This is a genomic window from Micromonospora sp. NPDC023888 (assembly GCF_040639415.1).
Taxonomy (GTDB): domain Bacteria; phylum Actinomycetota; class Actinomycetes; order Mycobacteriales; family Micromonosporaceae; genus Micromonospora.
In genome coordinates this window covers 289,738-311,642 of record NZ_JBEZZW010000002.1, presented here as the reverse complement: position 1 = coordinate 311,642, position 21,905 = coordinate 289,738, and the positions used below count along the sequence as shown (strand labels likewise).

Sequence of the window (21,905 nt, the reverse complement as noted above, 5' to 3'; positions counted from 1 at the left end):
GTTCGCCCGTCAGGCGGCGGGCGGCAGCACCTTGGCGATCAGCTTGGCCAGCTCGCGCAGCGCCTTGCCCCGGTGGCTGATCGCGTCCTTCTCCGCCGGGGTCAGCTCGGCGTTGGTCCGGTCCTGACCGTCGCCCAGGAAGATCGGGTCGTAGCCGAACCCGCCGTCACCGCGCGGAGCGCGCAGCACCCGACCGGACTGCCGACCGTCGACGAGGTGCTCCTTGCCGCCGGGCAGCACCAACGCCACGGTGCAGACGAACGAGGCCGCCCGGTGCTCGTCCGGCACGTCGGCGATCTGGTCCAGCACCAACTGAAGGTTGGCCCGGTCATCGCCGTGCCGGCCGGACCACCGGGCGCTGAACACCCCAGGCATCCCGTTGAGCGCGTCCACCGCGAGCCCGGAATCGTCCGCGATGGTCGGGAGCCCGCTCTGCCGGCAACCCTCCCGCGCCTTGATCAGCGCGTTCTCGCCGAAGGTCAGGCCGGTCTCCGGCAGCTCCGCGTACTGCTCGACGTCGTCCAGCCCGAGCAGGGCGATCCGCTGCGCGCCGAGCGCGCCGTCCAGGATCCGCTGGAGTTCCACAAGCTTCTTGCGGTTACGGGTGGCGAGCAGGACCTTGTTCATGCGAGTGCCTTCCGCTGGGCTTCGGCCAGATCCGCGCACCCGGCCACGGCCAGGTCGAGCAGGCTGTCGAGCTGGTCGCGGGCGAACACGCCCGCCTCGCCGGTGCCCTGCACCTCGACGAAGTCACCCGCACCGGTGCACACCACGTTCATGTCCACCTCGGCGGCGACGTCCTCCTCGTAGCAGAGGTCCAGCCGCGCCTCACCGGCGACGATCCCCACGCTGACCGCGGCCACCGACCGGTGCATCACCTTCTCCGGCTTACCGGCCAACGCCTTACGCGCGGCAAGCCAGGTCACCGCGTCGTGCAACGCGACGTACGCGCCGGTGATCGCGGCCGTCCGGGTGCCCCCGTCGGCCTGGAGCACGTCGCAGTCGAGCACTATCGAGTTCTCGCCGAGCGCCTTCAGGTCGATGCTGGCCCGCAGACTGCGGCCGACCAGCCGGGAGATCTCGTGGGTGCGGCCACCGACCCGGCCCTTGACGCTCTCCCGGTCCGAGCGGGTGTTGGTGGCCCGGGGCAGCATCGCGTACTCGGCTGTCACCCAGCCGAGCCCGGAGCCCTTGCGCCAGCGGGGCACCCCCTCGGTGACGCTCGCCGTGCAGAGCACCCGGGTGCCGCCGAACTCGACGAGCACCGACCCCTCCGGATGGGTGCTCCAGCCTCGGGTCAGGGTCACCGGTCGAAGTTGATTGGGCCCTCGCCCGTCAGGTCGCGCCATTCCTGCACCCTATGCGGTGCCCTGATCCACCTCAGCCGGGGTGTCCCGACAAGTGTCCGCGTCGTGCACCCGGAGGAATCCGGCGACCGCCGCCGGCCAGCCGAACTCCTCGGCCCGCGCGCGGGCGACCCGCCGCCGCCACGCCTCCGGCCGGGCCGCCAGGCGGGTCACCGCCGCCGCCATCGCCGCACCCGAGCCGTACGCGGCCACGCCCGCGTCACCGACCACCTCGGGCAGGGCGCTCGCCGCGTTGACCACGACCGGGGTGCCGCAGGCCAGCGCCTCCAGTCCGGCCAGGCCGAAGGTCTCCACCGGGCCGGGCGCCAACACCACGTCCGCGCTGGACAGCAACGCGGCGACCGCGCCGCGGTCCGGCAGGAAACCGGTGAACGTGACAGGCAGCCCGGCCGCCCGCCGGGCCAGCGCGCCGCGCAGCGGGCCGTCGCCGACAAGCACCAGCACCGCGGGTACGCCCTCGCGGCGCAGTTCGGCGAGCGCCTGCACGGCCAGCTCCGGCCGCTTCTCCGGCGACAGTCGGGCGCAGTGCACAAGCAGCAACTCGCCGGGGTCGGCGTACCGGGCGCGCAGCCGCGGGTCGGCCCGGTCCGGGTGGAAGGTGTCCAGGTCCACCCCGAGTGGCACCAGTTCCACGTTGTCGGCGCCGATCCGGTCGAACTCCTCGGCAGCCCACCGGGTCGTGCAGACGATCCGGTCGTACGCCCGGCTGGTCGCCCGGTTGAGCCGGTCGGCGGTCGGGCGGCGCAACGCGTCCGGCACGCCCCACTGGCCGAGCAGCCCGGTCAGCGACTCGTGCGACACCATCACCGACGGCACCCCGTGCGCCCGCGCCCACCGGCCCGTCCAGCGCAGCGACAACCGGTCGGAGACCTCCAACCGGTCCGGTGCCAGGTCGACGAGCAGCCGGGCCAACCGGCGTCGACCGGCCAGCAGCCGGTAACCGCCACTGCCGGGCAGCTCCGGGCCGGGCAGGGTGACCACCCTCCCCCACGGGTACGACTCGTCGGCGGCCCGTCGGCCGGGTATCACCAGCACCGGCTCGTGCCCGGCGGCCCGGTAGCCCTCCCCGAGGTGCCGCAGCGCGGTCCGCAGCCCACCGGAGCGTGCCGTCACGAAGTTGGCGAGCCGGACGATCCGCAGCCCGCCGGCAGCCGAGGTCACGACGCGGCCGGCAGGCCGACGGTGGCGGCCACGGCGCGTACCGCGTGGTAGTGCCCGATCAGCTCGTCGCCGACCGCCGCCCAACTACGTCGACTGACCGCGACCCGGGCGGCCAGCCCGTAGGCCCGCCGCCGGTCGGCGTCGCCGGCCAGGTCGGCCACCGCGGCGGCCAGCGCGTCGCCGTCGTCCGGTGGCACCAGCAGCCCGGTCACACCCTCGTCGACCAGGTCGACCGGGCCGCCGCTGGCCGGTGCCACGACCGGCACCCCGGAGGCCAGCGCCTCCTGGATGGTCTGGCCGAAGGTCTCGTGCGGTCCGGTGTGCACGAAGAGGTCCAGGCTGGCGTAGAGCCGGGCCAGATCGTCGCCGTGCTGCACGCCGAGGAAGGTCACCCCGGGCAGTTCCCGGGCCAACTGGCGGCGGGCCGGGCCGTCACCGGCCACCACCACCCGTACCCCGGGCAGCCGCGACGTCGCCGCCAGCAACTCCACCCGCTTCTCCGGGGCGAGCCGGCCGACGTAACCGATCAGCAGTTCACCGTTTGGTGCCAGCCGGTCGCGCAGCGCCGCACACCGTTTGGCCGGATCGAAGCGGACCGCGTCCACACCCCGGCGCCACAGCCAGATCCGCTGCACCCCGTTGGCGATCAGGTCGGCGGCGGCGCGGGTGGACGGGGCGAGGGTGCGCTGCGCCGAGTTGTGGATCTCCCGGATCCGGCGCCACGCCGCCGCCTCACCCCAGCTCACCCGGTACGCCCGCGCGTACGCCGCCACATCGGTCTGGTAGACCGCCACGGTGGGCAGCCGGTAGCGGCTGGCGAGCGTGGCCGCCCGCGCGCCGAGGACGAACGGACTGGCCAGGTGCACCACGTCCGGCTCGGCCGACAGCAGCGCACCTGTCAACCGGGTGGTCGTCGGCACGCCCAACCGGAAACCCTGGTAGCGGGGCAGCGGCACGCTGGGGATGCGCACCACCGGGTACGGCAGCCGGTCGAGGTGCTGCCGGCCGGCACCGGGTGGGGCGGGCGCGATGACCACCGGCTCGTGGCCCTGGTCGAGCAGGTGTTCCGCCGTGCGCACCACGGAGTGCGCGACGCCGTTCACGTCCGGTGGGAACGACTCGGTCACGATGGCGATCCGCATGCCCACACCGTGCGGGTGTCACGGGTGCGCCAGACGACGGTCCGCTGACCGGGCGGCGAACAATACGGCACAACACCGGGGTCGGGCCTGGCAAACCGGGCCTGGGTGCGTCAGACGTCGTAACTCGCGCCGGGTCGGACCACGTCGATCGGCCCGGTGTACGCGCCGGCGGCCGACTCCAGGGTGTGCGCCTCGCTCCCCCAGGCGGGCACCAGGTGGGTCAGCAGGAGCCGGCCCACCGCGGCCTTGGTCGCCGCCTCACCGGCCTCGCGGCCGGTCAGGTGCAGATCCGGCGGGTTGTCCATGCCATCGAGGTAGCTGGCCTCGCAGAGGAACACATCGACGTCCTGGGCCAGCCGCAGCAGCGCCGCGCAGGGCGCGGTGTCCGACGAGTAGCACAGCGACCGGCCGTCGTGTTCCAACCGCACGCCGTACGTCTCGACGGGGTGGTTGACCCGGTCGACGGTGACGGTGAACGGGCCGATCGGGAAGGTGCCCGGCTGCAGGGCGTAGAACTGGTAGACGTCCTCCACCGAACCGTCCTCGCCGTACGCGGCGCTGAGCCGGTCCGGCGCGCCGGCGGGCGCGTACACCGGCAGCGCCGGGTAGGGGCCGTCCGGGGCCCACCGGCGCACCACCACGTACAGCACGGCGTCGAACATGTGGTCGCAGTGCAGGTGGGTCAGCAGGATCGCGTCCGGGGCGTGCAGGCCGGCGTACCGCTGGAGGCTGGACAACGACCCGGAGCCGAAGTCGACAAGGAGCCGGAAGCCGTCGGCTTCGACGAGATAGGCCGAGCAGGGCGACTCGGGGCCGGGAAAGCTGCCGGCGCTGCCAAGGACTGTCAGTCGCATCGAGTTGTCTCGCTGTCACTGTCAGTAGCATCGGTGCCGGCAATCGCCTCAGCCATGATCTTTACCGACGCGTACGCCACGCTGCGCAGCCTACGCTGGGGTACCCGGCGGTAAGAATCATCCGCCGGAAGTTGTCACGAACGTGACACCTGCTCACGGAGCGCCGGACGGCGTACGGGCCGTCGACGCACGTCAACGGCCCGTACCGGGAAGACCAGTCCGATCAGGCCCAGAGCTGCCCCTCCAGGGCGTCCTCGGCATCGGCGAGCGTGCCGCCGTACGCCCCGGTGGACAGATATTTCCACCCGCCGTCGCACACCACGAAGGCCACCTCGGCCCGCCGACCGTCGCGAACCGCCTCGTGCGCCACCGCCAGCGCGGCATGCAGGATGGCACCCGTGGAGAAGCCGGCGAAGATGCCCTCGACCTCGACGAGCTGGCGGGTACGCAGCACCGCGTCCCGGGTGCCGACCGAGAAGCGCCGGGACAGCACCGAGGCGTCGTACAGCTCCGGCACGTACCCCTCGTCGATGTTGCGCAGGCCGTAGACCAGCTCGCCGTAGCGCGGTTCGGCCGCCACGACCTGAATGTCGTCGACCTTCTCCCGCAGGTAGCGCCCGGTGCCCATCAGCGTGCCGGTGGTGCCGAGCCCGGCCACGAAGTGCGTGATGTCGGGCAGGTCGTGCAGCAGCTCCGGCCCGGTCGTCTCGTAGTGCGCCCGCGCGTTGGCCTCGTTGCCGTACTGGTAGAGCATCACCCAGTCCGGGTGCTCGGCGGAGATCAGCTTGGCGGTGGCGACGGCCTGGTTGGAGCCACCCGCCGCCGGCGAAAAGATGATCTCGGCTCCGTACATCCGGAGCAACTGGACCCGCTCGGTGGAGACGTTCTCCGGCATCACGCAGACCAGCCGGTAGCCGCGCAACTTGGCCACCATCGCCAACGAGATGCCGGTGTTGCCACTCGTCGGTTCGAGGATCGTGTCACCCGGCCGGAGCCGGCCAGCCTCCTCGGCCGCCCGGACCATGAACAGGGCCGCGCGGTCCTTGATGCTGCCGGTCGGGTTCCGGTCCTCCAGCTTGGCCCAGAGACGCACCGGTGGGGCCCCGTCGGGCACCGTCGGGGAGAGCCGGGGCAGGCCGATCAGCGGTGTGCCCCCGCACGCGTCGAGCAGGCTGTCGTACCGCGCCATGGCGGCCGACCTCAGCGAGCCGCGACGGCGCCGCGGCCCACCGCGACGGCGGCGCTGTGCGAGCTGATCGCCGCTGCCGCGGCGCTGTGCGAACTGATCGCCGCCGCCGCGGCGAAGCCGAACGCGCCACCGGCCACGGCGGGCAGGATGGTGACGCTGTCACCGTCGGAGAGCTTGGCGTCCAGGGCGCCGAGGAAACGGACGTCCTCGTCGTTCACGTAGACGTTGACGAAGCGGTGCAGCGTGCCCGCGTCGGTGATCAACCGGCCGCGCAGGCCGCCGTGCCGGGAATCCAGGTCGGTGAGCAGATCGGCGAGGGTGTCGCCGGAGCCGTCGACGACCTTGGCGCCGCCGGTGTAGCTGCGCAGGATGGTGGGGATGCGAACCTCAATGGCCATGATGTCGAACTCCTTGATCGGGTGTGCCTACGGTGACGGGACGAGACGAGTGCGAACGCTGACGGATCAGCGGCCGGAACACTCGTAGTCGACGGTCGCCGGGCTCTGCCCGAACATGTAGGACTGGACGGCATGCGGGTCGACCCCGGCCTCCACGACCCGGACCGGCTCCTCGGTGACCACACCGTCGACGATCCGGAACGAGCGGATCTCCTCCGCGTCGGGATCGCGGGTCGAGACGAGCAGGTAGTGCGCGCCCGGCTCACCGGCGAAGGAGACATCCGTCCGCGATGGGTACGCCTCGGTGGCGGTGTGCGAGTGGTAGATGACCACGGGCTCCTCGTCCCGGTCATCCATCTCCCGCCACACGCGCAGGTGCTCCATCGAGTCGAACTCGTAGAAGGTCATCGACCGCGCGGCATTGTCCATCGGAATGTGCCGGGTCGGGGTGTCGCTGCCGACGGGACCGGCGACCACGCCGCACGCCTCATCGGGGTGATCCCGGCGCGCGTGGGCGACGATCGCGTCGATGATCGACCGGTCGATGCTCAGCACGAGGACCAGCCTAACGCCTGACGAGCGCGAGCCGAAGTGGTGCGGGTCACGCCTAGTCGATCAAGGCGTTGAGCAGTGACTCCTGCAGATACCCGAGATAGGCGTAGACCGAAAGCTGGAACACCCGACTGGACCCCGGATCGTCGGCGACCGCGTCGTCCAACTCCTCGCCCAGATCCGTGCCGTCCTTGATCTCCAGACGGACACCCATCGCGAGCCGGGCGTCGTTCAGCGCCCGCAACCACGCCTCGGCCGCCTCGGCGTCGAGCCGTACCTCACCACCGGCGTCGTCGGGCAGCGCGGCCAGGATCGCCCCCGCCTGATCGATCTTCGCGGTCTTCAGATCGCCCTCGGTGTACCGACGGAACTCGGCTGTCCCCGGCGCGTCCTGCGGATAGACCGCCGGAAAGAGCCGACCCACGACCGGGTCGGTGTGGTCGAAGCCATCGGTGAGCAGGCCGACCACCTCGGAGGCGACCTTGCGCAGCACCCGCACCTCGTCGACCGCGAAGGTGGCGACGTAGCGGCCGGCCTGGCGACGGAACATGCTCACGACCTGTCCACCGTCGCCCACAGCCCATACGCGTGCAGTTGCGACGCGTCATGCTCCATCCGCTCCCGGACACCGGTGGAGACCACGGCCCGGCCCTTGTGGTGCACATCAAGCATGAGCTGCTCGGCCCTCTCCCGGCTGTAGCCGAAAAGCTTCTGGAAGACCCAGGTCACGTACGTCATCAGATTGACCGGGTCGTCCCACACGATCGTCACCCATTGCCGGTCAGCCGCCGGCACCTCGTCAGTGTCCGGCGTCTCGACCGGTGCAACCTGTGGAGCCGCCATACCCCCCATCGTGCCACCGGTTTCCCGGAACCGAGGAACCGGAACGCCGGACCGGCGCGGATCGCCCACCCGGGACACCCCTGAACCGCCCCGAGCGCCCTCGGACCCGTGGCGCGGCGCGGACCCGGACCCGGGGGCGACCACACCGTCAGGCGAGCAGGATGCCGTGATCGACTGCATCGGAGAGCACCGCGCCCAGCGAGAGGCGGATCACCTCGAACCGTCGGGATATCTCCCGGGACAACCCCAGCTCGACCTCCCGCACCGCACGCTGGGACCAGGCCCGCGCCGCGTTGTGGTCGTCCCTGCCAGGGGTACGCCACTGCTGCCAGCACCCGCCGGAGAGCGCCACCGCGACCGGCGGAAGCACCTCGTCGCGGAAGACCGCCGGATAGTTGGCGAGGGCGTCGATCGCCTCCGGGCCGGTCAACCCGGCCACCCCGGCGGTGCTGGTGATGAGCAGCACCTTGTCCAGCTCGTGGCCCGGCCGGTCGTCGGCCAGGCCGTACTGCACGGCGGTGGCGATCCGCCGCCGCACCCCTTCGACCGGCGGCGCGCCGAGCACCCGGGCCGCTGCATCGGTCACGATGCCGCGCACCGCCTGGTCGCACTGCGCCGTGGCCAACAGCGACAGCGCCGCCATCTCCCGATCCAGGAGGTCCGGTAGACCCGCGCAGCCGACCCCGAACACGATCTCCTGGACGGCCCGCAGGTGGATGTTCGCCAGTTCCAGTGCGAGGTGCTGGCGGATCCGCTGAGCACACGTCCGGGTCTGCCGGTCGAGCTGCTCCGACCAGTCGCCCGGATCGGCGGCCACGGCGACCCGGTCGTGTTGACCCGGCAGCACCGGCGGTTCGACGCTGGCCCGCCGCAACCCCTCCTCCGACGACCAGCCCACCAACGCCCGCCGCAGGTCGGCGGCGGAGTCGGCGGAGTGGGCGTCGACCGGGAACCACCGCGCGCCGGCCAGCGCCGGCACCGCGGCCAGCAGCGCCGCGCGGTGAGCCGCCACGGTCACCTCGGCCGCGTCCATCTCGGTCGCCCGACCTCCGACCGGCGAGACGGACGCCCCCGCGTCCTCCGTCGCCGCCGCGCCGTCGGCCAGCGGGGCCCACCCTGCCGAGCCAGGGGTCACCGCGAAGACGACCTCCACCGGGGTCGGGGCGACCTCGGCGAGCAGGTTCAGCTCGGCGGCCGTGAACGCCTGGTCGGCGGCGATCACGAAGAGCAACGCGCCGGCCCGGCCCACCGCGTCGAGCAGCACCTGCCTGCCGGACACGCCGAGCGTCGCGGTGTCCGGCACATCGATAAGCGTGAAGTGCCGCAGCAGCGGCTCGGGCACGCTCAGCTCGACCCGCCGGGGTGGACGGGCCAACGCCGGGCCGGCGGCGTTCCGGTCCGCACCGTACGAGTGGGGCTGGCGGTAACCGGGCACGAACGCCGCCCGGGTGGGCACCTTGGCGTTCCGCACCAGCAACCAACTGCCCGACGGGACGGTGAGCATGACCGGGTCGAGATCGAGCAGCGTGGCGAGCACGGCGCGTCGCTCGGCACCGGCCGGGCCGACGGCGACCACGCCGAGCGGCTCCTCCGGTGCGGGGCTGGTCACGCCGACCCGGGCGGGCAGCGGGCCGCAGCTCGGCAGATCGCTTGCGCCGACCACGTCATCGCTGGAGTCGACCGAGGGGAGAGGGCCCTGCTTCATCAGGCGGCCTCCCGGGGCAGGTGACCGGACGCCCGGCCAGGTGGGAAATCCGGTGAAGAATCCGGATGCCGGAAGACTACGGGCGGGCCGGCAACCAGGTGGAACACCTCGGATACTCAGCGGTAATTGTGCGACTACTCAACTTCGTTGAGTGACGGTGCGGGCGCGGACGGATTCCGGTCGATATGCTGCGCGAATGAGTCGATGGAAGTTCGTCGGCCGGACCGACGAGCTCAACCGCCTGCTGGCGGCGGTGACCGGCGAGGCTGGCCGCGGGCTCTTCTTCAGCGGCAGCGCCGGGATCGGCAAGAGTCGGTTGCTGCGCGAAGGCGTGAGCACGCTGCCCACCGAACGCTTCGCGATCTGGACCATCGCGGCCAGCGCCACCACCGCGGCGTTACCCTTCGGCGGGCTGGTGCAGGTTCTTCCGGCCGAGCAGCCCCAGGGCCTCTCCCCCGCCGGCATCCTGCGCTGGGCGCTCAACGTGCTGCAACAGCAGGCGGCCGGTCGACGGATCGTGCTCGCCATCGACGACGCCCATCTGCTCGATCCCCCCTCGGCGGCACTTGTCCACCTGGTCGCCCGCGCCGAGAACGCCACAGTGGTCGGCACCCTGCGCGACGGCGAGCAGATCCCGCTGCCGATCCGTGCACTGTGGACCGATGACCTGGTCGAACACGTCGAGCTGACCCCGATGCCGCAGGGGGAGACCGCCGGCCTGCTGGCGGAGATCCTGGGCGGCCCGGTCGACGCCAACTCCGCCGACCGGCTCGGCCGGCTGTCGGCGGGCAACCCGCTGCTGCTGCGGGAGCTGGTGCACGCGGCCAGCGGCAGCGCGGAGCTGAAACAGACCTACGGGATCTGGCAGTGGACCGGGCGGCTGGAGCTGGCACCCAGCCTGACCGACCTGATCGACACCCGGGTCGGCAAACTCACCGACGGAGTCCGCGCGGTCGTCGAGCTTGTCGCATTCGGCGAACCACTCGGCCTACAGCTTCTGCGGCAGGCCGCCGACCAGTCGGACGTGGAGACCGCCGAGGAACGCGGGTTGATCAGCGTGGTCCAGAACGACCGACGGACGAACGTCCGGCTGGCCCATCCGCTCTACGGCGAGGTGATGCGCCGCCGCTGCCCGGTCAGCCGCACCCGCCGGCTTCAGGCACACCTCGCGGAGCTTCTCGAACAGGTCGGCAAGCGCCGCCGCGACGACCTGCTGCGGGTCGCGGTGTGGCGCCTCGACTCGGGCACCGCACAGGATCCGGCCCTGTTGGTGGACGCCGCGGTCCAGGCGTTCACCCGGTACGACGTGCCGCTGGCGACCCGCCTGGCGCGGGCCGCGTTGCACGCGGGCGGAGGCTCCGACGCGGCGGAGCTGCTGGCCACCATTCTGATGTTCGCCGACCGGCCGGAGGAGGCCATCGACGTCCTCGACGCCGTGACCCCCGAGCCCGGCGACGAGCGGCGGTACTGCCGCTGGCTGACCGTACGCGGGATGGTCAGTTACTGGGGGCTGAGCCAGCAGTCGACCGTGGAGGAGATCGCCGGCCGCGTCGAGCAGCTCAGCGACTCCGCGGACCGGTCCCGGGTGCACGCCTTCGAGGCGATCATGCGCCTGCACCGACTGGACACGACCACCGCGGTACGGCTCAGCCAACAGGTGCTGGACCGGCCGGCGGCCGGCGTCGCCGCCCGCGAGTTGGCCCGCTGCACCATCGCGTACGTCCAGGCCGCGCAGGGCCAGCTCACCCACAGCGGTACGGCGATCGCCCAGGTGCACTCCGCCGTCGCCAACTGGCGCACCGACATGCCGTACCTGCAACTGGCCCTGGAACTGGCCCGGGGCACCCGGCTCATGCTCACCGGCGACCTGGCCGGGATCGACGCGATAGTCGCCGACGAGTTCGCCGACCTCGCCGATGCCGGCGACTTCCGGCTCGGCACCGGCTACCTGGCCATCCTCCAGGCGTATGCGGCCCGGCTGCGGGGGCAGAGTGACGCCGCCACCCGCGCCTCGCTGGGTGCCTGCGCGGTGTTGGCCACCAGCCGGGTCTACGCCGGTCTGGCCCAGGCCGAGCGAGCCCAGTCGGCCGCGCTGCGCGGTGACGCCGCGCAGGCCACTGCGGCGATGGCCGAGGCGGACCGCACCCACGCACCGGGCATGGCGGTGCTCTACCCGTGGCTGGAGCAGGCCCGGGGTGCGACCCTCGCCGCGTCGGGTGACCTGCCGGGTGCGGTCAAGCACCTCGCCGACCTGGTGGACCGGCTGCGCGCGGACGGCTTCGCCGGGCACGAGGTGCACGCCCTGCACGACCTCGTCCGGCTGGACCAGGCCGGCATGCCGGTCGGTCCCACCTGCTCCGATGGTGGTCGACGCACTGTGGCGCAGCGCCTGGCCGAGCTCTCCGAGCGGGTCGACGGGGTGCTCCCGCCGCTGCTGGCCCGGCACGCCCGCGCGGCGGTGACGGACTCCGCCGCGGATCTGCTCGCGGTCGCCGACGACTACGCCGCGCTGGAGTTGACCGTGTACGCCGCCGAGGCCACCTCCCAGGCCGTGCAGCGGCTGCGCCGGCAGCACTCGACCGCGACCAACGGCGCCCGGGAACGTCTGGCCGGGTTGCTGGGGCGCTGTGACCTGATCCGGACGCCGGCGCTGCACGCGGGAGCGCCGGTGTTGACCGAGCGGGAGTGGCAGGTCGCCCGCCTCGCCGCGCACGGCGCGTCCAGCCGGGCCATCGCGGAACGGCTCTACCTCTCGGCGCGCACAGTCGAAAATCACCTCCAACGGATCTACAGCAAGCTGGGCGTGACCGGACGGGCCGAGCTGTGGGCCGCGCTGCGGGCGATCCCGGGCCACGACGACGGCGACGCGGACTGAACCTTAGGCTGGGGCGGTGAGCATCAACCGCCCCGCGCTGCTGACCGACCACTACGAGCTGACCATGGTCAGTGCGGCACTGAAGGACGGCACCGCCGACCGCCGGTGTGTCTTCGAGGTGTTCAGCCGCCGGCTGCCGAGCGGCCGCCGCTACGGCGTGGTCGCCGGCACGGCCCGGCTGATCGAACTGATCCGCGACTTCAGGTTCGACCCCACCGATGTCGATTTCCTACGGCGGACCGGCGTGGTCGACGACGCGGCCGCTGCCTGGCTCACCGACTACCGCTTCACCGGCGACATCGACGGGTACGCCGAGGGTGAGCTGTTCTTCCCCGGTTCACCGATCCTCACCGTCTCCGGCGGTTTCGCCGAGTGTGTGGTGCTGGAGACGCTTGCGCTCTCCGTGCTCAACCACGACAGCGCGGTGGCCGCGGCGGCGGCGCGGATGGTGACCGCTGCGCGGGGTCGAGCGCTTATCGAGATGGGCTCGCGCCGGGCCCACGAGGAGGCGGCGGTGGCCGCGGCGCGGGCCGCGTACCTGGCTGGTTTCCGGTTCACGTCCAACCTCGCCGCCGGTGCGCGCTACGGCATCCCGACGGCGGGCACCGCGGCGCACGCCTTCACCCTGCTGCACGACGACGAGCGGGCGGCGTTCGCCTCGCAGGTCGCCACGCTGGGCAAGGACACCACGCTGCTTGTCGACACGTACGACATCAGCCAGGGCATCCGCAACGCGATAGCGGTGGCCGGGCCGGAGCTGCGAGCGGTACGGATCGACTCGGGCGACCTGGCGGTGATCGCCCAGCAGTCCCGGGAGCTGCTCGACTCGTTGGGCGCCACCGAGACCAAGATCATCGTTTCCGGTGATCTGGACGAGTACTCGATCGCCGCGCTGGCCGCCGAACCGGTGGACATGTACGGCGCCGGCACGGCCGTGGTCACCGGCTCCGGGGCACCGACCGCCGGGCTGGTCTACAAGCTCGTCGAGGTCGATGGGCGGCCGGTGGTGAAGCGCTCCGAGCAGAAGGCGACCATCGGCGGCCGGAAGGTCGCGGTCCGCCGGCACAAGCCGACCGGCACCGCCACCGAGGAGATCATCGTGCCGCAGGGCGTACCGGACCGGCAGCCCAACGACCGCATGCTCCAACACTCGTACGTGGTCGCCGGCGAGCCGGTGTGGCTGCCCACCCTCGACGAGTCGCGGGAGCACCTGCGCGAGTGCCTGATCTCCATCCCGTGGGAGGGGCTGAAGCTCTCGGCCGGCGACCCGGCGGTGCCGGTCTCGGTCGTACCCGCCGACTGAGCTCGCCGGGCATCTCGCCGCAGACAGACCATGAGGAAGGGACTCCAATGGCCGACGCTCTGATCATCGTGGACGTGCAGAACGACTTCTGCGAGGGTGGCTCGCTGGCCGTCGAGGGCGGCGCGGGGGTGGCCGCCGGCATCTCCCGGCTGCTCGCCTCCGAGCCGGACCGCTGGTCGCACGTGGTCGCCACCAAGGACTACCACGTCGACCCCGGTGCGCACTTCGGCGATCCGCCGGACTTCGTGGAGTCCTGGCCGAGGCACTGCGTGGTCGGCACCAGCGGGTCGGAGTTCCATCCCGAACTGGATACCGGTCGGGTCGAGGCGATCTTTCACAAGGGCGAGCACGCGGCGGCGTACTCCGGGTTCGAGGGGCACGCCGACGACGGCGAGTGCCTGGCCGACTGGCTGCGCCGGCACAACGTGGACCGGGTGGACGTGGTCGGCATCGCCACGGACCACTGCGTCCGGGCGACCGCGCTGGACGCCGCTCGGGAGGGTTTCGCCACCACCGTGCTGCTCGAACTGACCGCCGCGGTCGCTCCGGCGACCACCGACGTGGCACTGCGTGCCATGGACGGCGCCGGGGTGACCCTGCACGGTCAGCCTGTGATGAGGGCCGCACAAGACGGTAATTGATTGGTCATCGGGACGCCGCCGGTCGAGGATGTCGCCGGAGGTACGGACCCACGTGAACATGAAGCCTTACCGGCAGGCGCTCGCCCTGCCCGGCCTGCGGTCGCTCCTGCTGGTCGCCGTCCTTGCCCGCATCCCGCTCACCGCGACCGGGGTGACACTCACCTTCCATGTGGTGCTCGACCTTGATCGAGGCTACGGGGCCGCCGGTCTGGTGGGCGCGGCCGTCACCGTGGGCGCGGCGATCGGCGGACCCCTGCTCGGCCGACTGGTGGACCGGCGTGGCCTGCGCCCGGTCCTGGTGCTCACCGGCATCACCGAGGCGGTCTTCTGGTCCACCGCGCCCGGACTGCCGTACCCCCTGCTGCTGCCGGCGGCCTTTGTGGCCGGCTCCCTGGCCCTGCCCATCTTCTCCGTGGTGCGTCAGTCGATCGCGGCGCTGGTTCCGGAGGACCAACGTCGCCCCGCGTACGCGCTGGACTCGATGTCTGTGGAACTGTCTTTCATGATCGGCCCGGCGTTGGCTGTGGCCCTGGTCACCGCGATCTCCGCACAGACCACCATGTACCTGGTCGGCGGCGGCATCGTCGCCGCCGGGATCGCCCTGTGGGTGGTCAACCCACCGATCCGCGGCGCCGCCGAGGCCACCGGTCCGCAGCGCCGGACGCCTCGCCGGGAGTGGCTGACACCTCGACTGCTCGCCGTGCTGGCGCTCAGCGCCGCCGCGACCCTGGTGCTCGGCGGCACCGACGTGGCGGTGGTCGCCGTGCTGCGGGCCAGCGGCGAGGTCGGCTGGACCGGCGTGGTGCTGGCGAGCTGGGCGGTCGCCTCGCTGGCTGGCGGCTTCGCCTACGGGGCCGTCCACCGTTCGTTCTCTCCGCTGGCCCTGACCGCCGCACTCGCCCTGTGCACCATCCCGGTCGGGCTCGGCGGTGCGCACTGGTGGCTGTTGTGCCTGGCGCTGATCCCGGCCGGCGCGCTCTGCGCACCGACCATCGCGGCTTCGTCCGACGCGGTCAGCCGCCTGGTTCCGGCCGAGGTACGCGGTGAGGCGATGGGCCTGCACGGCTCCGCGGTCACCGTCGGCATCGCGGTCGGCGCACCGCTCGCCGGCGCGGTCATCGACGCCAGCGCGCCGCTCTGGGGCTTCGTGGTCACCGGCGCGCTCGGCGCACTGGTCACCCTCGTGGTGTTCGTGATCGAGCTGGGCCGCCGTCGCAACGCCGACGCGGCCACCCCCACGCAGCCGGTCGAGGCCAACCTCGCCCCCACCTCCCGCTGACGGCTACGCCCACGCCACCGACGGCACGTTGATGCGGGCGACCCTGCCGACCAGGCCAGGCAGGCAGGCCAGGCAGGCAGGCAGGCAGGCCAGGCAGGCAGGCAGGCAGGCCAGGCAGGCAGGGTCGCCCGGGTGAGTCCGCTGGGCACGGCGGGGGCCGGCGGACAGACCGGGCACGCTGGAGCCGCCGCGCACGCTAGGCCGTTGGGCCGAGGGCCGAGGGCCGAGGGCCTGGGGTCGGGGGCCGAGGTCGGATGGTCCGGCCTCGATCGGCCGGGCTGGACCTGCTGGCACGCCGGTGAACGTGCCAAACGCAGCGATTACATCGAGTGGGTGCGCCACCCCGACAATGCTTCGCCGATGCGTTCAATGACGGTGGGTGGCACAGCGACTTCGGCTGATCGGTCCCAGGCTTGCCCCGCGGCGGTGACCAATCGGAGGTCCGCCGGGCTTCCGGACCGAACGCATTCGATGAGCGTGATGCCTGTGAGTCATCATGATGACTCACAGGCATCACGCTCATCAGGGAGATAGCCACCTCCAAGTCGGGCCGACCCGGGCCAAGCCGAACCAAGCCGGACCAAGCCAGCAAGCCGAGCCGGGGCAGACCAGGCAGGACCAGGCCGAGCCGAAGCCGGGCCGGGCTGAGGCCGGGTCAGGCTGAAGCCGGGCCGGGCTGAAGCCGGGACGGGCTGACGCCCGGGACGGGCTGAAGCCGGGACGGGCTGAGGCCGGGACGGGCTGAGGCCGGGACGGAAGTCCAGTCAGCGGCGGGTGAGCAGTCGCCGGTGGAGGGACCGTGGGTCAGGACGAGGACGGAATGGTGGGAGTGAGGTTGGCCGGACATGGCGACGGGCGCCGCTCCCGGTGGTCCCGGGGGCGGCGCCCGTCGTACAGCTCGGTTTGAGAGTCAGTGCCTGTCGATGTCGCTTGCGGTGTCCTCGCGGTAGCTGGCGCCGCCGTCCGACTCGCTGGTGAGCGGCTTCGAGCCACCCTCCGGCGGGCCGGCCAGGGTCTGACCGGCGGCCAGCTCCGGGAACTTCGCGTCGAACGCCGGCCGCTCGGAGCGGATGCGGGGCATCCGGTCGAAGTTGCGAAGCGGCGGCGGGCTGCTGGTCGCCCACTCCAGCGAGTTGCCGTGGCCCCAGGGGTCGTTCACCTCGACCACCGGGCCGGTCTTGTACGACTTCCAGCAGTTGTAGATGAACGGCAGCGTGGAGATACCGGTGATGAACGCGCCGATCGTGGAGATCGTGTTCAGCGTGGTGAAGCCGTCCCTTGGCAGGTAGTCGGCGTAGCGGCGGGGCATGCCCTCGTTGCCGAGCCAGTGCTGCACCAGGAACGTGGTGTGGAACCCGATCATGGTGAGCCAGAAGTGCACCTTGCCCAGGCGCTCGTCGAGCATCCGGCCGAACATCTTCGGGAACCAGAAGTAGATGCCGGCGAAGACCGCGAACACGATCGTGCCGAAGAGCACGTAGTGGAAGTGCGCCACCACGAAGTACGAGTCGGACACGTGGAAGTCGATCGGCGGGCTGGCGAGCAGCACACCGGTGAGACCACCGAAGAGGAACGTGACCAGGAAGCCGATGGCCCAGAGCATGGGCGTCTCGAAGCTGACCTGCCCCCGCCACATGGTGCCGATCCAGTTGAAGAACTTCATACCGGTCGGCACGGCGATCAGGTAGCTCAGGAAGCTGAAGAACGGCAGCAGCACCTGGCCGGTGGCGAACATGTGGTGCGCCCAGACGCTCATGGAGAGCGCGGCGATCGCGACGGTCGCGGCGACCAGACCCTTGTAACCGAAGATCGGCTTACGGGAGAAGACCGGGATGACCTCGCTGATGATGCCGAAGAACGGCAGCGCCACGATGTAGACCTCGGGGTGCCCGAAGAACCAGAACAGGTGCTGCCAGAGCATCGGCCCACCGGTGGCGGGGTCGTACACGTGGGCGCCGAGGATGCGGTCCGCGGCGAGCGCGAAGAGCGCGGCGGCCAGCAGCGGGAAGACCAGGATCACCAGGAGGCTGGTGACCAGGATGTTCCACGTGAAGATCGGCATCCGGAACATGGTCATGCCGGGCGCACGCAGGGTGAGCACCGTAGTGATCATGTTCACCGCGCCGAGGATGGTGCCCAGACCGGAGATGGCCAGACCCATGATCCACATGTTGGCGCCGACGCCGGGCGAGTGCTCGACGCTGCTCAGCGGCGCGTACGCGAACCAGCCGAAGTCAGCGGCGCCACCCGGGGTGAGGAAACCGGCGGTCGCGATCGTGCCGCCGAACAGGTACAGCCAGTAGGCGAAGCTGTTCAGGCGGGGGAAGGAGACGTCGGGCGCGCCGATCTGGATCGGCACGATGTAGTTCGCGAAGGCGAACACGATAGGCGTCGCGAAGAACAGCAACATGATCGTGCCGTGCATCGTGAAGAGCTGGTTGTACTGCTCCGGCGACAGGAACTGCAGCCCGGGTCGGGCCAGCTCAGCACGCATGATCAGGGCCATCAGGCCACCGATCATGAAGAACGCGAACGCGGTGACCATGTACATGATCCCGATTTGCTTCGCGTCCGTGGTTCGCAGCAGCCGCGCGATGGCCGACCCCTTGACCGGCTCCCGGACCGGCCAGGGCCGGGTCACGACCGGCTTGGGTGCGACGGTGGTCACGAGTGGCCTCCGGTTCTCGGTTGTCCCGCTCGGCACACGCTGTTTATCGGCGGGCCGTCATCCGCAAGGAGGATAGTCCCCGGCAGGTCGCAGCGCCGCGTGGGGTGGCGTGACACGATCTACAACGGGCCTACAGCGGGCCGAGCAGTAGCCGGTAGTGCTCCCCGAAGATCCGGCCGCCGCGCCCGCGCAGCAGCGGGTCGCGCAGCGCCGGCGGCACGTCCCTGGTGCGGTTGCGGTCCCGGGTCCGGTCCCGCACCCATCGGGTACGCGGACGGCGACGGCTCTCGTACGCCACCAGGGCCGCTTCCACGCTGCCGGCGGCGCGCAACGACTCCGCAAGCACCACCGCGTCTTCCAGTGCCATCGCCGCACCCTGGGACAACGTGGGCGCGGTGGCGTGCGCGGCGTCCCCGACCAAAAGCACCCGTCCCCGGTACCAGCGGCCCAACTCCACCTCGTCGGTGATCCCGACGTGCACCCCGTCAAGCGCCGCCAGCACCTCCGGGACCGGGCCGCGGTAGTCGGCGAAGAGGTCGCGCAGCCGGCCCAGCGGGTCGGCGGGCGCCTCCCTGCCGGCCTCGTCGGCGTAGAGGTGCAGCCTCCCGGCGCCCATCGGCACCATCAGGAACCCGGAGCGTTGGCCGAGCAGGGCGGTCCACTCGGTGACGGGTGGGCCGTCCCGCAGCACGGCCCGGTAGACCACCTGCCCGACCGGGCGGGGCGGCCCGCCGAGCGCGGCCAGCGCGCGCACCGAGGAGCGTGGCCCGTCGGCGCCGATGACCAGGTCGTACTCGGTGGTGGTGCCGTCGGTGAAGGTGACCCCGACCGCACCCGGCAGCAGTTCCAGGGTGCGAACCTCGGCGCCGTGCCGGACGGCGCCGCCGGCACCACTGAGCAGCACCCGGTGCAGGTCGGCCCGGGGCAGCGCCCGGCATTCGCCGACGCCCGCCCAGAGGGTGTCGAGGTCGACCTCGCAGAGGCGCGCGCCGGTGGCGTCGAAGAACCGCTGCCGGTGGATCACCTGCCCGAGCGGGCGGACCGGGTGGTGCAGATCGAGCCGGTGCAGCGCGCGGGCGGCGTTGCCGGGCAGGTAGAGGCCGGCTTCGGTGGACTCCCCCGGTGGCAGCTTGTCCGTGACGTCGGGCCGGAAGCCCGCGAGGCGCAGCGCCCGGGCCACGGCAAGGCCGGCGATGCCCGCGCCGACGACGAGGATGCGCAGGGGGGAACCACCCATTGTGGTGTACGCCTCCGGAGGGGGAGCGGAACGCGTTGGAGGCAACACGCTACTCGGAGCGATCGGCGCACGCCAGGCCCGATCGGCCGCCCAAAGCCGCTCGTCGGCGTGCCCGTGCCGCTTGGCTGGTCGGCCCCCGACAGCCGTCCGGTAGGTGGGCGGCAATCCGCCCGATTCATCAGTTTGGCGCGTACGGTTGCGCAGCAGTTTCAAGCATGTAAATGTGTCGTTGAGCGTGGGAGCGCTCCCGCACCACCCCACCACATGCGGCGCCCGGCATGCGCCGAGTCAAGGAGCGTCATGAAACGTCAACTTCGGGCCCTGGCCGCCGCCGGCGTGCTGCTCGCCGGCTCGCTGGTAGCGGTGGCCTTCGGCGGCAACGCTTCCGCCGACACCCAGATCTGCGAACAGTACGGCTCGACCGTGATCCAGGGCCGGTACGTGGTGCAGAACAACCGCTGGGGCACCACCGCCCAGCAGTGCATCAACGTCACCGGCAGCGGCTTCGAGATCACCACCCTCAACGGCAGCAGCCCCACCAACGGCGCACCGACGGCGTACCCCTCGGTGTTCTTCGGTTGTCACTACACCAACTGCTCCCCCGGCACGAACCTGCCGATGCAGGTGAGCCAGATCAGCAGCGCCACCAGCAACATCTCCTACCGCTACGTCAGCGGGGCGACGTACAACGCGTCGTACGACATCTGGCTGGACCCGTCGCCCAAGCGGGACGGGGTGAACCAGATGGAGATCATGATCTGGCTCAACCGGCAGGGCTCGATCCAGCCCATCGGCTCGGTGGTCGGCTCGACGAACCTGGCCGGCCGGACGTGGCAGGTGTGGCAGGGCAGCAACGGCTCCAACAACGTCATCTCGTACGTCGCGCCGTCGGCGATCTCCAGCCTGAACTTCAGCGTGCTGGACTTCATCAACGACGTCCGTAACCGGGGCGCGATCAACAACTCCTGGTACCTGACCAGCATCCAGGCTGGCTTCGAGCCCTGGCAGGGCGGCGTCGGCCTCGCGGTGACCTCGTTCTCGGCGGCGGTCAACGGCGGCGGCACCCCGCCCACCAACCCGTCGACGCCGACGCCCCCGCCGGGCGGTGCCAGGTGCGCGGTGAAGTACACCGCGAACTCGTGGAACAACGGCTTCACGGCCGACGTGCAGATCACCAACACCGGGTCCAGCGCGATAAACGGTTGGACGCTCACCTACAACCTGCCCGGCGGGCAGCAGGTCACCAACGCCTGGAACGCCACGGTGAGCCAGAGCGGGTCCACGGTGACCGCCCGGAACATCAGCCACAACGGGTCCGTCGCACCGGGTGGCACGGCCAGCTTCGGCTACCAGGGCACGCTGAGCGGGTCGTACTCGTCGCCCACCAGCTTCTCGCTCAACGGCGCCACCTGCTCGCGCTCCTGAACTGACGGTGGGAAGGATCAGGGCGTGCGCCGCCACCGCGCACGCCCTGATCCACTCGGAGTCCTTGAAGTCGGGGCATCCCCGCACCTGAAATACCCCGACTTTCAAGAAGCCGAGTCGATCAAGCCGAGGCAGGGCCGTCGAGGTCAGACCCGGGTGAGGCGGACGGCGTCCGCGATGACCAGGCCGGTGGCGTTGCTCCACCGGCTCACCGCCACCCGGTTGGCGTCCCCGGCCGGCAGCGTGAACGTGCCGAGGACCCGCCACTGCCCACCGGTCACCCGCTGGTCGACGTACACCGTCTTGTTGCCGGTGGTGGTGGCGACGATGTACGGGGTGGCGCTGTTGTAGCCCGAGTTCGTCGGCCACCAGGCCTCGACGCGGTAGGTGCCGGCCGTCGGCACGTTGAACCGGTACCAGGCGGGATCGCTGGCGGCGACCGGGTCCGCGTACCGGTAGTCGGCGCCGTAGCGCTGACTGGAGAACGTCGAGACGCCCCAGTTGGCGCTGGCGGTGAACCGGCCGGCGGTGGTGTTGTCCACGGTGGAGGACCAGGCCGTGCCGCCGGCCATCCGCGCGGCGACGTCGGCGCGCATGACGTTCAGGTCGATGAAGGACGGGTCGATCTTGCCGGTGGTGCTTGTCTCCCGGTGCCCGCGGGCGTAGCTGCTGTCCCGGCCGAGGCGGGTGAGCACGGCGGCGGTAGCGGCGAGTGACGCGTCGTACTGCGCGGCGGTCATCTCCTGGCTGACGCCGTTGTAGTCGATCTCCCACCCGATCATGAGGGTGTTGCCGTCCCCGGCGGGGATCGGGCCACTGCCGCCGCTCACCCCGGCGTGGTTGCAGCGGCCGGCGGAGATGACGTGGAAGACGCCGTGGTAGTCGACGAGCGCCTGGCACAGCGGCCCGGGCAGGTCGGACCGGCCGTTTATGCAGATGCCGAGCGCCGGATGCGGGTTGCTGGCGCTGGAGGTCGAGGCGGTGTGGTGCCACAGCACCCCGATCGGGTCGAACGACCCCGGTCGCATCCGGTTGAGCCAGTCGCCCTCGACGACGACCTGGACCCCGGCGGCGCGCAGCACGTCCACCAGCCAGGGAATCGTCGCCATCAGGCGTCCTGGAGCAGGTCGGCGAGGCACTCCGCCTTCGGCGCGGCGCTGGCCGCGGTGGGTCGGGCGACGACTGTCAGCGCGGCGGCCACCAGGGCGGGGATGCCGAGCACCCCACGACGGCGCAGACGGATGGACGGTGATCGGGCCATGGCGA

20 protein-coding genes are annotated in these 21,905 nt (G+C 71.5%); 5 read left to right on the top strand and 15 right to left on the bottom strand.

Going from position 1 to position 21,905, the window contains the following annotated elements; translation table 11 throughout:
• Positions 1-9: 9 nt before the first annotated feature.
• The 11 genes from rdgB to AB0F61_RS02910 all read right to left on the bottom strand — a co-directional run bounded on the left by rdgB (position 10) and on the right by AB0F61_RS02910 (position 9,211).
• Positions 10-627, bottom strand: a complete 618-nt coding sequence (gene rdgB / locus AB0F61_RS02960) for an RdgB/HAM1 family non-canonical purine NTP pyrophosphatase (RefSeq protein WP_357802698.1) — start codon at positions 625-627, stop codon at positions 10-12.
• Entirely contained in the window at positions 624-1,349 is a 726-nt protein-coding gene (rph, locus tag AB0F61_RS02955; RefSeq protein WP_357802696.1) for a ribonuclease PH, read from the bottom strand. The genes rdgB and rph overlap by 4 nt, the downstream gene beginning before the upstream one ends.
• A 9-nt stretch (positions 1,350-1,358) precedes the next feature.
• Positions 1,359-2,528 (bottom strand): glycosyltransferase, encoded by a 1,170-nt coding sequence (locus tag AB0F61_RS02950; protein ID WP_357802694.1) that lies wholly within the window; start codon positions 2,526-2,528, stop codon positions 1,359-1,361.
• Positions 2,525-3,670, bottom strand: a complete 1,146-nt coding sequence (locus AB0F61_RS02945) for a glycosyltransferase family 1 protein (protein ID WP_357802692.1) — start codon at positions 3,668-3,670, stop codon at positions 2,525-2,527. The genes AB0F61_RS02950 and AB0F61_RS02945 overlap by 4 nt, the downstream gene beginning before the upstream one ends.
• Before the next feature lie 110 nt (positions 3,671-3,780).
• A complete protein-coding gene (locus tag AB0F61_RS02940; RefSeq protein ID WP_357802690.1) occupies positions 3,781-4,524 on the bottom strand; it encodes an MBL fold metallo-hydrolase in 744 nt (247 codons plus the stop codon).
• Between the two features lie 223 nt (positions 4,525-4,747).
• Positions 4,748-5,713 (bottom strand): pyridoxal-phosphate dependent enzyme, encoded by a 966-nt coding sequence (locus AB0F61_RS02935; RefSeq protein ID WP_357802688.1) that lies wholly within the window; start codon positions 5,711-5,713, stop codon positions 4,748-4,750.
• 11 nt (positions 5,714-5,724) lie between these two features.
• Complete coding sequence (locus tag AB0F61_RS02930; protein ID WP_357802686.1) at positions 5,725-6,111, bottom strand: MoaD/ThiS family protein; 387 nt, start codon at positions 6,109-6,111, stop codon at positions 5,725-5,727.
• A 66-nt stretch (positions 6,112-6,177) separates the two neighbouring features.
• Positions 6,178-6,666: a M67 family metallopeptidase gene (locus AB0F61_RS02925; protein ID WP_357802684.1), complete on the bottom strand. Its 489-nt coding sequence runs from the start codon at positions 6,664-6,666 to the stop codon at positions 6,178-6,180.
• A 52-nt stretch (positions 6,667-6,718) separates the two neighbouring features.
• Positions 6,719-7,213, bottom strand: coding sequence for a DUF2017 domain-containing protein (locus AB0F61_RS02920; RefSeq protein ID WP_357802747.1), 495 nt, complete (start codon positions 7,211-7,213; stop codon positions 6,719-6,721).
• Between the two features lie 2 nt (positions 7,214-7,215).
• Complete coding sequence (clpS, locus tag AB0F61_RS02915) at positions 7,216-7,506, bottom strand: ATP-dependent Clp protease adapter ClpS (RefSeq protein ID WP_357376538.1); 291 nt, start codon at positions 7,504-7,506, stop codon at positions 7,216-7,218.
• A gap of 148 nt (positions 7,507-7,654) precedes the next feature.
• Positions 7,655-9,211, bottom strand: coding sequence for a hypothetical protein (locus tag AB0F61_RS02910; RefSeq protein WP_357802682.1), 1,557 nt, complete (start codon positions 9,209-9,211; stop codon positions 7,655-7,657).
• Positions 9,212-9,407: 196 nt separating this feature from the next.
• Here AB0F61_RS02910 and AB0F61_RS02905 point away from each other — a divergent pair, with 196 nt between their 5' ends.
• From AB0F61_RS02905 to AB0F61_RS02890, 4 genes are read left to right on the top strand one after another with little or no spacing between them, the layout of a single operon-like run.
• Entirely contained in the window at positions 9,408-12,086 is a 2,679-nt protein-coding gene (locus AB0F61_RS02905; protein WP_357802680.1) for a LuxR C-terminal-related transcriptional regulator, read from the top strand.
• 16 nt (positions 12,087-12,102) lie between these two features.
• The gene (locus AB0F61_RS02900) at positions 12,103-13,389 is read left to right on the top strand and encodes a nicotinate phosphoribosyltransferase (protein ID WP_357802678.1); all 1,287 of its coding nucleotides are present in this window, start codon (positions 12,103-12,105) and stop codon (positions 13,387-13,389) included.
• Positions 13,390-13,436: 47 nt separating this feature from the next.
• The gene (locus AB0F61_RS02895) at positions 13,437-14,030 is read left to right on the top strand and encodes an isochorismatase family protein (protein ID WP_357802677.1); all 594 of its coding nucleotides are present in this window, start codon (positions 13,437-13,439) and stop codon (positions 14,028-14,030) included.
• A gap of 28 nt (positions 14,031-14,058) precedes the next feature.
• Positions 14,059-15,309 (top strand): MFS transporter, encoded by a 1,251-nt coding sequence (locus tag AB0F61_RS02890; RefSeq protein WP_357802675.1) that lies wholly within the window; start codon positions 14,059-14,061, stop codon positions 15,307-15,309.
• A gap of 910 nt (positions 15,310-16,219) precedes the next feature.
• Here AB0F61_RS02890 and ctaD read toward each other — a convergent pair.
• Together ctaD and AB0F61_RS02880 are read right to left on the bottom strand one after the other, a co-directional pair.
• Positions 16,220-17,977, bottom strand: a complete 1,758-nt coding sequence (ctaD, locus tag AB0F61_RS02885; RefSeq protein ID WP_357802673.1) for a cytochrome c oxidase subunit I — start codon at positions 17,975-17,977, stop codon at positions 16,220-16,222.
• Positions 17,978-18,107: 130 nt separating this feature from the next.
• Entirely contained in the window at positions 18,108-19,214 is a 1,107-nt protein-coding gene (locus AB0F61_RS02880; protein WP_357802671.1) for an FAD-dependent monooxygenase, read from the bottom strand.
• Positions 19,215-19,514: 300 nt separating this feature from the next.
• Here AB0F61_RS02880 and AB0F61_RS02875 point away from each other — a divergent pair, with 300 nt between their 5' ends.
• Positions 19,515-20,639 (top strand): cellulose binding domain-containing protein, encoded by a 1,125-nt coding sequence (locus AB0F61_RS02875; protein WP_357802669.1) that lies wholly within the window; start codon positions 19,515-19,517, stop codon positions 20,637-20,639.
• Positions 20,640-20,785: 146 nt separating this feature from the next.
• Here the strand turns inward: AB0F61_RS02875 and AB0F61_RS02870 are convergent, their stop codons facing one another.
• On the bottom strand, positions 20,786-21,748 hold the full coding sequence (locus AB0F61_RS02870) for an N-acetylmuramoyl-L-alanine amidase (RefSeq protein ID WP_357802667.1): 963 nt from the start codon (positions 21,746-21,748) through the stop codon (positions 20,786-20,788).
• On the bottom strand, positions 21,748-21,900 hold the full coding sequence (locus AB0F61_RS02865; RefSeq protein ID WP_357802665.1) for a hypothetical protein: 153 nt from the start codon (positions 21,898-21,900) through the stop codon (positions 21,748-21,750). The genes AB0F61_RS02870 and AB0F61_RS02865 overlap by 1 nt, the downstream gene beginning before the upstream one ends.
• Positions 21,901-21,905: the final 5 nt, after the last annotated feature.